Below are 12,098 nucleotides of genomic sequence, written 5' to 3'. Positions count from 1 at the left end.
CGATGGTATCAAAATCCGCCCCGCGTTGCGGGGCCGAGCTTGAGTCGCTAGAGTTCGGCAGTCCTTTTGCTCGCTCAACTTGAATAAGATAAATAGGGGTGTGTTGTGGAAATTGCCTGTCTCGACCTGGAAGGGGTGCTGGTTCCGGAAATCTGGATCGCCTTCGCTGAAAAAACCGGTATTGAATCCTTGCGGGCCACCACCCGGGATATTCCCGACTACGACGTGCTGATGAAGCAACGCCTGCGCATCCTCGACGAACACGGGCTCAAGCTCGCCGATATCCAGGAAGTGATCGCCACCCTCAAGCCGCTGGACGGTGCCATCGAGTTCGTCAACTGGCTGCGCGAGCGCTTCCAGGTGGTGATTTTGTCAGACACCTTCTACGAATTCTCCCAACCGCTGATGCGCCAACTCGGCTTCCCGACCTTGCTGTGCCATCGGTTGATTACCGATGAGAACGACCGGGTGGTGAGCTACCAACTGCGCCAGAAGGACCCCAAGCGCCAGTCGGTGCTGGCGTTCAAGACCCTCTACTACCGCGTGATCGCCGCCGGCGATTCCTACAACGACACCACCATGCTCGGCGAAGCTGACCGTGGGATTCTGTTCCATGCGCCGGAGAATGTGATTCGCGAGTTCCCGCAGTTCCCCGCGGTGCATACGTTTGAGGACTTGAAGAAAGCGTTCATCAAGGCGTCGAATCGGCCATTGAGCCTGTAGTTGATTGGTTGATGCTGTTGGCCTCATCGCGGGCAAGCCCGGCTCCCACATTTTGATTTGTGACCCTTAAAATGTGGGTGCTGGCTTGCCTGTGATGAAGCCGGTTCAGTCTGCGCCTAAACCCCGGCCAGCAACCGCTCATAAGGAATACTTAAACCTTCATGCAGGCGTTTGATCATCGCCAGGCTCAGCTTTCGCTTGTGATTCAGCACTTCGGACACTCGCCCGCTCGTACCGATAAAAGGCTCCAGGTCGCGGGCAGTCATGCCCAACTGCTCCATGCGAAATTTAATCGCTTCCACTGGGTCCGAAGCCGGCATTGGAAAATGTTCCGCCTCGTACTTCTCAATGAGTACGGCGAGGATTTCCAGCTCGTCACCCTCTGGCGAGCCGACTTGCGCTCCCCATAGCTGCTCGACGCGTGTGAGCGCCGCAGTCAGGTCTTCCTGGGAATGAATAGGTTTGATGTTCATCACACGGTCTCCGCGTTGATCTGGTCGTATTGCGCATGGGTCCCTACGAAACGGATGAAACCCAGCTGTCGTTGATAGTCGATCGCCATGATCACTCGGTACTTGTTGCCGCCCACGTTGAAAACAACCCTGCCGCCCTTGAGAATGCTCGCCGTTCTAAGCTCATCTTTGAGTGCCTGCGGCGTGGCGTAAATAGTCTTCTCCATGTGGCGATACAGCTCGACCAGCGGCGTTTTGGCCTCGATATACGCGGGATGGCTTTCCCAGAATATTCGTAAGGTAGAGAGAGCGATTATCCGCATCGTTGCAATCTCCCAATACGGGAGATAATAGATACGCTTGAGTGGATATGCAATCGCGGAAATAATTTCTGACGAGTAGACAGTCGCTTCATGTGATCCTTCACAAACGGCGGGTGGACGGTAGGGGCTGGACGCTATCCTCCCACTCACACGCCGTCCACGGCCATTCTGATTCAGGCTTTTTCGGCTACGGGGCTCTGCGTCCGAGCGCCAGGAAGATACGGAGCGCTACAGGCTTTCCAACGTGTGTAACAAAACTCGCACCTTGGTCAGCGACTCCTGATACTCCGCCTCCCACTGCGAGTCCGCTACGATCCCGCCGCCGCCCCAGCAGCACACCTGCCCATCCTTGACCAACAAACTGCGAATCGCGATGGAGCTGTCCATCTCGCCGCGTACGTCCAGGTACACCAGCGAGCCGCAGTACAAGCCGCGTCGCGTCGGCTCCAGCTCGTCAATGATCTGCATCGCGCGGATCTTCGGCGCGCCGGTGATCGAGCCGCCGGGGAAGCTGCCGGCGATCAGGTCGAGGGCGTCCTTGTCGTCGGCCAGGATGCCGGTGACGCTGCTCACCAGGTGGTGCACGTTGGGGTAGCTTTCCAGGCTGAACAGCTCGGGCACTTTCACCGAGCCCGTGCGGCAGGTGCGACCGAGGTCGTTGCGCAGCAGGTCGACGATCATCAGGTTTTCGGCGCGATCCTTGGGGCTGGCCAGCAGTTCGGCGGCGTGAGCTGCATCCTCTTCGGCGGTCAAACCCCGTGGGCGGGTGCCCTTGATCGGGCGAGTTTCGACGTGGCGTTCGCTGACCCTGACGAAGCGCTCCGGCGACAGGCTCAATACCGCGCCGTGATCCGGCAGGCTTTGAAAACCTGAGAAAGGTGTAGGACAGGCTTCACGCAGAGCGCAGTAAGCCACCCATGGGTCGCCGATGCACGGCGCCCGGAAGCGCTGCGCGAAGTTGACCTGATAGCAGTCGCCCGCCTGGATATAGTCCTGAATGCGCACGATGGCCTGGCGATAAGCCTCGGCTGTGAGGTCGGGCGCCATCGGGCCGTGGAGCTTGAAGGTGGCTGATGTTTGTGGGGCAGCCTGGCTGAACAGGTCGATCAGCCGTTGTCGCTCGCTGTTGGCCTGCGCCGGGTGGAAGACCAACTGACTGGTCTGTGCCTGGTGATCGCTGATCAGTGCCCACGCATACAGCCCGAAGCGTGCATCCGGCAGGTGCAGGTCATCCGTCGCCAGGTGTGGCATCTGTTCGAGGTGCCGGCCGAAGTCGTAGCTCAGATAGCCGATCAAGCCGCCGGCAAACGGCAGTTCCACACCTGCCGGCATTGCCGCCTCACCCAGCTGCGTCAGGTTATCGCGCAAGCGTTGCAGGAAATCACTGCCGCTTTCGTCAGGCCTTACGGTCAAGGTTGCTTGTGGCCAGGCGCTGAGCACGTCATAGCGCCCGCGTTCGGCAGCCGGGCGCCCGCTGTCGAGCAGCACCGCACCGGGGGCATGGCGAATCGCCGCAAAGTATTCGGCGGGGTTGGCCCGGTAGGGCAGCGAGTGTACGGAGCAGGTCGACATTGCGGGGCGGATCAGCGATTGGCGTGGGGAGGCGATTGTAGTCCCCCGTAGGATTTGGTCCTAGAGGGGATGTCGGCTATAGACAGATTGAAGCCCGGATCAGCCTTCGACGTGGGGTATATGCCCAAACATTTCCTGCACAAACTTCACGCGCTCTTGCGGGGTTTCCGTCACGCCGGCGGCTTTCAGCTCTTCCAGGCGCGCTTCCACGGCGTGGGTGCGCAGGGTCAGGCCGCAGTCGTTGGCGATTTGGATATTCAGCCCCGGCCGTGCATTCAGTTCGAGGATCAGCGGGCCTTTTTCCTGGTCCAGCACCATGTCCACGCCGATATAGCCCAGCCCGCACAGTTCATAGCAGCCGGCCGCCAACTGCATGAAACCATCCCAGTTGGGCAGTTGCACCCCATCCACTGCGTTGGTGGTGTCGGGGTGTTTGGTGATGATGTTGTTCAGCCAGGTGCCGCGCAGGGTCAGGCCGGTGGCCAGGTCCACACCGACGCCAATCGCACCCTGGTGCAGGTTGGCCTTGCCGCCGGACTGCCGGGTCGGCAGGCGCAGCATGGCCATCACCGGGTAGCCCATCAACACGATGATGCGGATATCCGGCACGCCTTCGTAGCTGATGCTCTTGAAGATCTGGTCGGGCACCACGCGGTATTCGATCAGCGCACGGTCGCGGTGGCCGCCCAGGGAATACAAACCGGTGAGGATGCTGGAGATCTGATGCTCGATTTCTTCATGGCTGATGATCTTGCCGGACACGGTGCGATAGCGCCCTTCAAAACGGTCGGCCACCACCAGGATGCCATCGCCGCCGGCGCCCTGGGCCGGTTTGATCACAAAGTCACTGCGCCCGCCGATGATCTCGTCGAGCTTGTCGATTTCCTTCTCGGTGGAAATGACCCCGTACATTTCCGGCACATGGATGCCGGCGGCAATCGCCCGCTCCTTGGTGATGATCTTGTCATCCACAATCGGGTACAGGCTGCGCTTGTTGTACTTGAGCACGTAGTCGGCATTACGCCGGTTGATGCCCATGATCCCCCGCGCTTCGAGGGCCTTCCAGGTCTTCCAGAAGCCGAACATTACGAGTCAGCCTTGAGGAAGGCCTTGAAGCGCACCAGCTCGGTCAGGCGGTAGCCGCGATAACGACCCATGGCCAGCATGAAGCCCACCAGGATCAACAGGATCGCCGGGAAGGTAAACACAAAGTAGATCAGCTCCGGCACGCTCATGATGATGTGCGCCAGGGAGGCAGCGAACAGCGTACCGATCGCCACTTTCAGCGCATGGTTGGCGCCGCGCTCCTCCCAGGTGATCGACAGGCGTTCGATGGTCATGGTCAGGATCACCATCGGGAACAGCGCCACCGACAGCCCGCGTTCCAGGCCGAGTTTGTGGCTGAACAGGCTGATGGCCGCAATCAGCACCACCACGAAGGTCAGCACCACCGATAGCCTCGGCAGCATCTGCAACTTCAAGTGTTCCAGATACGAGCGCAGGGACAGGCCCAGCGCCGTGATAATCGTAAACAGGACAATGCCGAAGCCCAGCTGCGTCTCCCGAAACGCCAGGGCGATCAGCACCGGGGTAAAGGTGCCGAGTGTCTGCAGGCCGATGAGGTTGCGCAGGATCAGAATCACCAGCACGCCAATCGGGATCATCACCATGATCATGAAGGTCTGCTGGGTTTGCAGCGGCAGGCCGTACAGCGAATATTCGAGGAAGTTGGCGTCGGTGTTTTCGTCGGTCAGCTTGGCCAGGCGAATGGCGTTCATTTCGCTGTTGTTCAGACTGAAGGTGACCATGGCTTTCTTGCCGCCATCGACCGTGATCAGGTTTTCATCGCCCGTCCACCACAACAGGCGGTCGGACGGCAGGCCTTGCTCGCCGGTTTCCGGGTTGAAGTACAGCCAGTCATTGCCGTTGAAACTGCGCAGCCACAGCTCGGGGGTTTGCGGTTGGTCGGCCACCAGGCGGATGGTGTGGACCTTTTCGATCGGCACGTGGGCGATGGACAGCAGCAGCTCGACGATCTTGGCCTTGTGCGGCGTCGACGGATCGCCGGCCAGCAGCAGCTTCACATTGTCGTCGTTGAGGTTGTTGGTGCGCTTGATGGCCTCGCCGATAAAGGTCTCGACGTCCGCCGAGTGCTGGCGTATCGGCGCCAGCAAGGCTTCGGCGGCGATCTTCTCCGGGCCGTCCACTGCGATGCTGTCGCGAAAGGTCGGGCCCTTGACCTTGACCTTTTCACCGCTGTAACGCTTGGTCAGCACCAGTCGGTAATACAGGGTCTGCTTGCCTTTGGCTCGGCGCGCCGACCACGTGACCTTACGGTTGCCGTCGGTGCGGTTGACGCTGACGCCATAATTATTGGAGATGAAACTCTCATTGAGGCTGACGAAGTCGCGGCTCAGGGGCGGCACGAACATCGAGATTTTCACCGGGTCCTTGGGGTTGGCGACGAACTCGACCTTGGCGTCGATGTTCCACAGGTCGTCGGTGGCGTCCTCGGTGACAGGAATCCCCAGCACGAAAATCTGGTAGGCGGTGACCGAAATACCCAACACCACCAGGATGGTGATCAGGATTTTCAGGTGCAGGGTCAGAGAGCGCATTCAGTTTACTCGGCGGTATGAGCGTCGGCGGCGCAGGCAGGTTTGCCCGCTGCGTATTTGAGACTGGGGTCGACCAGCGCATCAAAGCGTTTCAACGCTTCGGAGCCGATCAGCAGCGGGTATTGGAAGGCACTGCGGTCAGTCAAGTTCACTTCGATGCTGCGTAAAGCGCTGCCCATGCAGATTTCCAGCGCGATCACTGGGCGGGCGGTGTAGTTCTTGTCCTCATCGGGGTCGTAGTCACCGGCGCGGCGCTTGATCTTGCTGACGCGGGCCAACGGGCGTTCGATGGGGTGGGAATGGGCGGCGTCGATAGCCAGGTAGAAGCGCACCCAGGATTCGCCGTTGCGCTTGAAGCGCTTGATATCGCGGGCGCTCAACGAGGCGGTCTTGGCGCCGGTGTCGAGTTTGGCCGCCACTTCCAGGTCAATGCCGGCCAATTTGGCGTATTCATTCAGGCCATACACGGTCTTCTCGGCGGCAGCACTTAGCCCCGGCATGAGCCCCGGCAGGAACAGTAGGCAAATCAGAAGGAAGGGCTTGAGTCTCATAGATCCTGACGCGGTGCAGTGCGATGTTCAATTCATCAAGGCGACTGGCATTGCTGCGCAATCTCTAGTGCGCCGTTTCATCAAGTGATGTCAGGCAAAAGCGGCGGGCATTCTAACATGATGCTTTTTTGGCGCCAGCGCTGGCAGGCGGCCATGCCCTAGAGCGTGCAGAAGGGGTTATTAGACGATTGTCGACAATGTTGATTTATTCTTTGACTAATAAGGTCTGATTGGCTAGTTTTTGCGGCATTGCTTTTAAAGGTGTCGACAATATGCTGGATCAACTGGAAACCCCAGTGGTAGCGCAAGACGATTCCCAGACCATGTCAGAGAACGTCTTCCGGCGTATCCAGGCCGCCATCGTCAAAGGCGAAATCGCCCCCGGCAGCAAGATCTCCGAGCCGGAACTGGCGCGCACCTACGGCATCAGCCGTGGTCCATTGCGTGAAGCGATCCACCGCCTGGAAGGCCAGCGTCTGCTGGTGCGCGTGCCTCACGTTGGCGCGCGAGTGGTGTCCTTGAGCCATGCCGAGCTGATCGAGCTCTATGAAATCCGCGAATCTCTGGAAGGCATGGCCTGCCGCCTGGCCGCCGAGCGCATGACCGATGCGGAAATCGAGGAGCTACGCCAAGTGCTGCACACCCATGAACGCGACGAAGCGTTCCAGGCCGGGCTCGGCTACTACCAGCAGGAAGGCGACTTCGATTTTCATTACCGGATAATTCAAGGCGCCGGTAATCGCACGCTGACCCAAATGCTCTGCGGCGAGCTGTACCAATTGGTGCGCATGTACCGCATCCAGTTCTCCGCCACCCCCAATCGTCCACGCCAGGCTTTTGCCGAGCATCACCGCATTCTTGACGCGATTGCCGATCGTGACGGTGAACTGGCCGAATTGTTGATGCGCCGGCATATCGGCGCCTCCAAACGCAATATCGCCCGTCACTTCCCGGACGGCGCGCCCCAGACAGCCACTCAGCGAGGTGAGTCATGAGTTCCAACAATAAAACTACTCCAGGCCAGCGTTTCCGCGATGCAGTCGCCAGCGAACATCCCTTGCAAGTGGTGGGCGCAATCAACGCCAACCACGCGCTGCTGGCCAAACGCGCCGGTTTCAAGGCCATCTACCTCTCGGGTGGCGGTGTCGCTGCCGGCTCCCTCGGCGTGCCGGATTTGGGCATCACCGGCCTGGATGACGTGCTGACCGACGTGCGCCGCATCACTGACGTGTGCGACCTGCCGCTGCTGGTAGACGTGGACACCGGTTTCGGTTCCTCAGCCTTCAACGTGGCGCGCACGGTCAAGTCGATGATCAAGTTCGGCGCCGCTGCCATCCACATCGAAGACCAGGTCGGCGCCAAGCGCTGCGGGCATCGCCCGAATAAAGAGATCGTGTCCCAGCAGGAAATGGTCGACCGCATCAAGGCCGCCGTGGATGCGCGCACCGATGACAGCTTCGTGATCATGGCGCGCACCGACGCCCTTGCCGTGGAAGGGTTGGAGTCCGCCCTGGAACGCGCCGCCGCCTGCATCGAAGCCGGCGCCGACATGGTGTTCCCGGAAGCCATCACTGAACTGGAGATGTACAAGCTCTTCGCGTCAAGGGTGAAGGCGCCGATCCTGGCCAATATCACCGAATTCGGCGCAACCCCGCTGTACACCACCGAACAGTTGAAATCTGCCGATGTTTCCATCGTGCTGTACCCGCTCTCGGCTTTCCGTGCCATGAACAAGGCCGCCGAGAACGTCTACACCGCGATCCGTCGCGACGGCACCCAACAGAACGTGATCGACACCATGCAAACCCGCATGGAGCTTTACGATCGCATCGACTACCACACCTTCGAGCAGAAGCTCGACGCGCTGTTCGCCGCGAAAAAGTAACGAACGCGCCTCCCTGAATAACTACAAAATTGGAGAAGAACCATGGCTGAAGCAAAAGTACTGAGTGGTGCCGGCCTGCGTGGTCAGGTAGCCGGGCAGACCGCATTGTCCACCGTAGGCCAGGCCGGTGCCGGCCTCACCTATCGCGGTTACGACGTGCGTGAACTCGCCGCCGACGCGCAATTTGAAGAAGTCGCTTACCTGCTGCTCTACGGCGAGTTGCCGACCAAAGCCGAACTGGCCGCCTACAGCAAAAAACTGAGCACGCTGCGCGATCTGCCCCAGGCCTTGAAAGAAGTGTTGGAACGCATCCCCGCCGATGCCCACCCGATGGACGTGATGCGCACCGGTTGCTCGTTCCTGGGCAATATCGAGCCCGAGAAAGACTTCAGCGTGCAACGCGATGTCACCGACCGCCTGCTCGCCGCCTTCCCGGCGATCATGTGCTACTGGTATCGCTTCAGTCACGACGGCAAGCGCATCGACTGCGTGACCGACGAGCCCAGCATCGGCGGCCACTTCCTGCACCTGCTGCACGGCAAGAAGCCGAGCGCGCTGCATGAGAAAGTCATGAACGTGTCGCTGATCCTCTACGCCGAGCACGAATTCAACGCGTCGACCTTCACCGCCCGCGTGTGTGCCTCGACCTTGTCCGACCTGTATTCGTGCGTCACGGCCGCCATCGGCTCCCTGCGCGGCCCGCTGCATGGCGGCGCCAACGAAGCGGCGATGGAAATGATCGAGCGTTTCGGCTCGGCCGAAGAAGCCGTCGAAGGCACCCTTGGCATGCTGGCGCGCAAAGACAAGATCATGGGCTTTGGCCACGCGATCTACAAAGACAGCGACCCGCGCAATGAAGTGATCAAGGGCTGGTCGAAAAAACTCGCTGACGAAGTGGGCGACAACGTGTTGTTCCCGGTCTCGGAAGCCATCGACAAGACCATGTGGGAGCAGAAGAAGTTGTTCCCCAACGCCGACTTCTACCATGCCTCGGCGTACCACTTCATGGGCATACCGACCAAGCTGTTCACGCCGATCTTTGTGTGCTCGCGCCTCACCGGCTGGGCCGCGCACGTGTTCGAGCAGCGCGCCAACAACCGCATTATCCGTCCGAGCGCCGAATACATCGGCGTTGAGCAGCGCAAGTTCGTGCCAATCGAACGTCGCTGAGTGAAGTGACCGGCGATCCTGACGTGGTAACCGAATCAAAAATGTGGGAGCGGGCTTGCTCGCGAATACGGTGTGTCATTCAACACATCCGGCGACTGTTCCACCGCTTTCGCGAGCAAGCCCGCTCCCACATTTTGACCTCATTCCAATTCTGGATCTGCCTCGGCTCTTCTTTTGTAACTACCGTGACCGAGTCCTGACGATGAACACTGAATTTCGTAAACCGCTGCCCGGCAGCCGCCTGGATTTCTACGACGCCCGTGCGGCCGTCGATGCAATCAGCCCCGGTGCCTATGCCACCTTGCCGTACACCTCCCGCGTCCTTGCGGAGAACCTGGTGCGCCGTTGCGACCCGGCCACGCTCAATGCGTCCCTGAGCCAGATGATCGAGCGCAAGCGTGACCTCGACTTCCCGTGGTTCCCGGCGCGCGTGGTGTGCCACGATATCCTCGGCCAGACCGCCCTGGTCGACCTCGCCGGCCTGCGCGATGCCATCGCCCTGCAAGGCGGCGACCCGGCCCAGGTCAACCCGGTGGTGCCGACCCAACTGATCGTCGACCACTCCCTGGCCGTTGAAGCCGGTGGTGCTGACCCGGACGCGTTCGAGAAAAACCGCGCCATCGAGGACCGTCGCAACGAAGACCGTTTCCACTTTATCGAGTGGACCAAAAAGGCCTTCAAGAACGTCGATGTGATCCCGCCGGGCAACGGCATCATGCACCAGATCAACCTGGAGAAAATGTCCCCGGTGATTCAGGTGCGTGACGGTGTGGCGTTCCCCGACACCTGCGTCGGCACCGACAGCCACACCCCACACGTGGATGCCCTGGGTGTGATCGCCATCGGCGTCGGCGGCCTCGAAGCCGAGAGTGTGATGCTCGGCCGCGCCTCGTGGATGCGCCTGCCGGAAAGTGTCGGCGTGGAGCTGACGGGCAAGCTGCAACCGGGCATTACCGCGACCGACATGGTGCTGGCGCTGACCGAATTCCTGCGTCAGCAGAAAGTGGTGGGGGCATGGCTGGAATTCTTCGGCGAAGGCGCCTCGGCACTCACCCTGGGCGACCGCGCGACTATCTCCAACATGGCCCCGGAATATGGCGCCACCGCCGCCATGTTCTACATCGACCCGCAAACCATCGCCTACCTGAAACTCACCGGCCGCGAAGATGAACAAGTCACGTTGGTTGAGCAGTACGCGCGCCACACCGGCCTGTGGGCGGATGACCTCAAAGGTGCGCAGTACGAGCGCGGCCTGACCTTCGACCTGTCCAGCGTCGTACGCAATATGGCCGGCCCGAGTAACCCGCACGCCCGTGTCGCCACCAGCGATCTGGCCTCCAAAGGCATCTGCGGCCCGTGGGACGAAGTGCCGGGGCAAATGCCCGATGGCGCGGTGATCATCGCTGCCATTACCAGTTGCACCAACACCAGCAACCCGCGCAACGTGATCGCCGCCGGCCTGTTGGCACGTAATGCCAACAAGCTCGGGCTGGTCCGCAAACCGTGGGTCAAATCCTCGCTGGCGCCCGGCTCGAAAACCGTGGCGATGTACCTCGATGAAGCGGGCTTGACCCACGAGTTGGAGCAGTTGGGTTTTGGTGTGGTGGCGTTCGCTTGCACCACCTGCAACGGCATGTCCGGTGCGCTCGACCCGGTGATCCAGCAAGAAATCATCGACCGCGACCTCTACGCCACTGCCGTGCTTTCCGGTAACCGCAACTTTGACGGGCGCATTCACCCGTACGCCAAGCAAGCGTTCCTCGCTTCGCCGCCGCTGGTGGTGGCTTATGCGATTGCCGGCACCATCCGTTTCGACATTGAAAAGGACGTGCTGGGCCTGGATGCCGACGGCAAGGAAATCCGCCTCAAAGACATCTGGCCGAGCGATGAAGAAATCGACGCGGTGGTCAAGGCTTCGGTCAAGCCGGAGCAGTTCCGCGCGGTCTACATCCCGATGTTCGCGATTCACGAAGACACCGGCCCGAAAGTCGCGCCGCTATATGATTGGCGCCCGCAAAGCACCTACATCCGCCGCCCGCCGTACTGGGAAGGCGCGCTGGCCGGCGCCCGTCCGCTCAAGGGGATGCGCCCGCTGGCGGTGCTGCCGGACAACATCACCACCGATCACCTGTCGCCGTCCAACGCGATCATGCTCGACAGCGCCGCTGGCGAATACCTGGCGAAAATGGGCCTGCCGGAAGTCGACTTCAACTCTTACGCTACCCACCGCGGCGACCATTTGACCGCGCAGCGCGCGACCTTCGCCAACCCGAAACTGTTCAACGAAATGGTGGTTGAAAACGGCAAGGTCAAGCAGGGTTCCCTGGCGCGTATCGAGCCTGAAGGCCAGGTCACGCGGATGTGGGAAGCCATTGAAACCTACATGGAACGCAAGCAGCCGCTGATCATTATTGCGGGCGCCGACTACGGTCAGGGCTCGTCCCGCGACTGGGCGGCCAAGGGCGTACGCCTGGCCGGTGTGGAAGCGATTGCCGCCGAAGGCTTCGAACGCATCCACCGCACCAATCTGGTGGGCATGGGCGTGTTGCCGCTGGAGTTCCTGCCGGGCACCGACCGTCACACCTTGAACATCGACGGCAGCGAAACCTATGACGTCATCGGCCAGCGCACCCCGCGTGCGCAGTTGACCCTGGTCATCAACCGCAAGAATGGCGAACGTGTCGAAGTGCCGGTGACGTGCCGCCTGGACACCGCTGAAGAAGTGTCGATCTACGAGGCGGGTGGCGTGTTGCAGCGTTTTGCCCAGGACTTCCTGGAATCGGCGGCGACCGCCTGAAGAGGAT

11 protein-coding genes are annotated in these 12,098 nt (G+C 60.7%); 5 read left to right on the top strand and 6 right to left on the bottom strand.

All coding sequences use genetic code 11. The features are described 5' to 3' along the window. Window positions 1–105: 105 nt before the first annotated feature. Window positions 106–723 (top strand): bifunctional phosphoserine phosphatase/homoserine phosphotransferase ThrH, encoded by a 618-nt coding sequence (gene thrH, locus ACDZ94_RS00510; protein ID WP_128588240.1) that lies wholly within the window; start codon window positions 106–108, stop codon window positions 721–723. 116 nt (window positions 724–839) lie between these two features. Here the strand turns inward: thrH and ACDZ94_RS00505 are convergent, their stop codons facing one another. From ACDZ94_RS00505 to ACDZ94_RS00480, 6 genes are all read right to left on the bottom strand, one after another. Beyond that, complete coding sequence (locus ACDZ94_RS00505) at window positions 840–1,196, bottom strand: helix-turn-helix domain-containing protein (RefSeq protein ID WP_064453647.1); 357 nt, start codon at window positions 1,194–1,196, stop codon at window positions 840–842. Then, window positions 1,196–1,498 (bottom strand): type II toxin-antitoxin system HigB family toxin, encoded by a 303-nt coding sequence (locus tag ACDZ94_RS00500; protein ID WP_064453646.1) that lies wholly within the window; start codon window positions 1,496–1,498, stop codon window positions 1,196–1,198. The genes ACDZ94_RS00505 and ACDZ94_RS00500 overlap by 1 nt, the downstream gene beginning before the upstream one ends. Before the next feature lie 228 nt (window positions 1,499–1,726). Further along, a complete protein-coding gene (gene pabB, locus ACDZ94_RS00495) occupies window positions 1,727–3,070 on the bottom strand; it encodes an aminodeoxychorismate synthase component I (protein WP_432750923.1) in 1,344 nt (447 codons plus the stop codon). Window positions 3,071–3,169: 99 nt separating this feature from the next. Continuing rightward, on the bottom strand, window positions 3,170–4,156 hold the full coding sequence (locus tag ACDZ94_RS00490) for an alpha-L-glutamate ligase-like protein (protein WP_064453644.1): 987 nt from the start codon (window positions 4,154–4,156) through the stop codon (window positions 3,170–3,172). Beyond that, on the bottom strand, window positions 4,156–5,688 hold the full coding sequence (locus tag ACDZ94_RS00485; protein ID WP_064453643.1) for an inactive transglutaminase family protein: 1,533 nt from the start codon (window positions 5,686–5,688) through the stop codon (window positions 4,156–4,158). Before ACDZ94_RS00485 ends, ACDZ94_RS00490 begins: the two co-directional genes overlap by 1 nt. A gap of 5 nt (window positions 5,689–5,693) precedes the next feature. Beyond that, entirely contained in the window at window positions 5,694–6,239 is a 546-nt protein-coding gene (locus ACDZ94_RS00480) for an ATP-dependent zinc protease family protein (protein ID WP_064453642.1), read from the bottom strand. Window positions 6,240–6,511: 272 nt separating this feature from the next. Between ACDZ94_RS00480 and ACDZ94_RS00475 the strand changes: the two genes are divergently transcribed. The 4 genes from ACDZ94_RS00475 (at window position 6,512) to acnD (ending at window position 12,091) form a co-directional block, all read left to right on the top strand. Further along, window positions 6,512–7,234 carry a GntR family transcriptional regulator gene (locus ACDZ94_RS00475; protein WP_064453641.1) on the top strand — a complete coding sequence of 241 codons (723 nt, stop codon included), beginning with the start codon at window positions 6,512–6,514 and terminating at the stop codon, window positions 7,232–7,234. Continuing rightward, a complete protein-coding gene (gene prpB / locus ACDZ94_RS00470) occupies window positions 7,231–8,124 on the top strand; it encodes a methylisocitrate lyase (protein ID WP_021491517.1) in 894 nt (297 codons plus the stop codon). Before ACDZ94_RS00475 ends, prpB begins: the two co-directional genes overlap by 4 nt. 42 nt (window positions 8,125–8,166) lie before the next feature. After that, window positions 8,167–9,294 carry a bifunctional 2-methylcitrate synthase/citrate synthase gene (gene prpC, locus ACDZ94_RS00465; RefSeq protein ID WP_064453640.1) on the top strand — a complete coding sequence of 376 codons (1,128 nt, stop codon included), beginning with the start codon at window positions 8,167–8,169 and terminating at the stop codon, window positions 9,292–9,294. 202 nt (window positions 9,295–9,496) lie between these two features. Beyond that, complete coding sequence (acnD, locus tag ACDZ94_RS00460; RefSeq protein WP_432750922.1) at window positions 9,497–12,091, top strand: Fe/S-dependent 2-methylisocitrate dehydratase AcnD; 2,595 nt, start codon at window positions 9,497–9,499, stop codon at window positions 12,089–12,091. Window positions 12,092–12,098: the final 7 nt, after the last annotated feature.

Origin of the sequence: Pseudomonas sp. UBT (assembly GCF_050915955.1) — a bacterium.
GTDB classification, from domain to species: domain Bacteria; phylum Pseudomonadota; class Gammaproteobacteria; order Pseudomonadales; family Pseudomonadaceae; genus Aquipseudomonas; species Aquipseudomonas antarctica_A.
The sequence above is the reverse complement of the archived record's forward strand: the minus strand, read 5'-3'. Positions and strand labels throughout refer to the sequence as shown.

Bases quoted from the DNA above. Each gene is read 5' to 3' on its own strand.
- prpB (WP_021491517.1), top strand. From the start codon at position 7,231: ATGAGTTCCAACAATAAAACTACTCCAGGCCAGCGTTTCCGCGATGCA.
- prpC (WP_064453640.1), top strand. From the start codon at position 8,167: ATGGCTGAAGCAAAAGTACTGAGTGGTGCCGGCCTGCGTGGTCAGGTA.
- ACDZ94_RS00500 (WP_064453646.1), bottom strand. From the start codon at position 1,498: ATGCGGATAATCGCTCTCTCTACCTTACGAATATTCTGGGAAAGCCAT.
- ACDZ94_RS00485 (WP_064453643.1), bottom strand. From the start codon at position 5,688: ATGCGCTCTCTGACCCTGCACCTGAAAATCCTGATCACCATCCTGGTG.
- ACDZ94_RS00505 (WP_064453647.1), bottom strand. From the start codon at position 1,196: ATGAACATCAAACCTATTCATTCCCAGGAAGACCTGACTGCGGCGCTC.
- ACDZ94_RS00480 (WP_064453642.1), bottom strand. From the start codon at position 6,239: ATGAGACTCAAGCCCTTCCTTCTGATTTGCCTACTGTTCCTGCCGGGG.
- ACDZ94_RS00490 (WP_064453644.1), bottom strand. From the start codon at position 4,156: ATGTTCGGCTTCTGGAAGACCTGGAAGGCCCTCGAAGCGCGGGGGATC.
- pabB (WP_432750923.1), bottom strand. From the start codon at position 3,070: ATGTCGACCTGCTCCGTACACTCGCTGCCCTACCGGGCCAACCCCGCC.
- acnD (WP_432750922.1), top strand. From the start codon at position 9,497: ATGAACACTGAATTTCGTAAACCGCTGCCCGGCAGCCGCCTGGATTTC.
- ACDZ94_RS00475 (WP_064453641.1), top strand. From the start codon at position 6,512: ATGCTGGATCAACTGGAAACCCCAGTGGTAGCGCAAGACGATTCCCAG.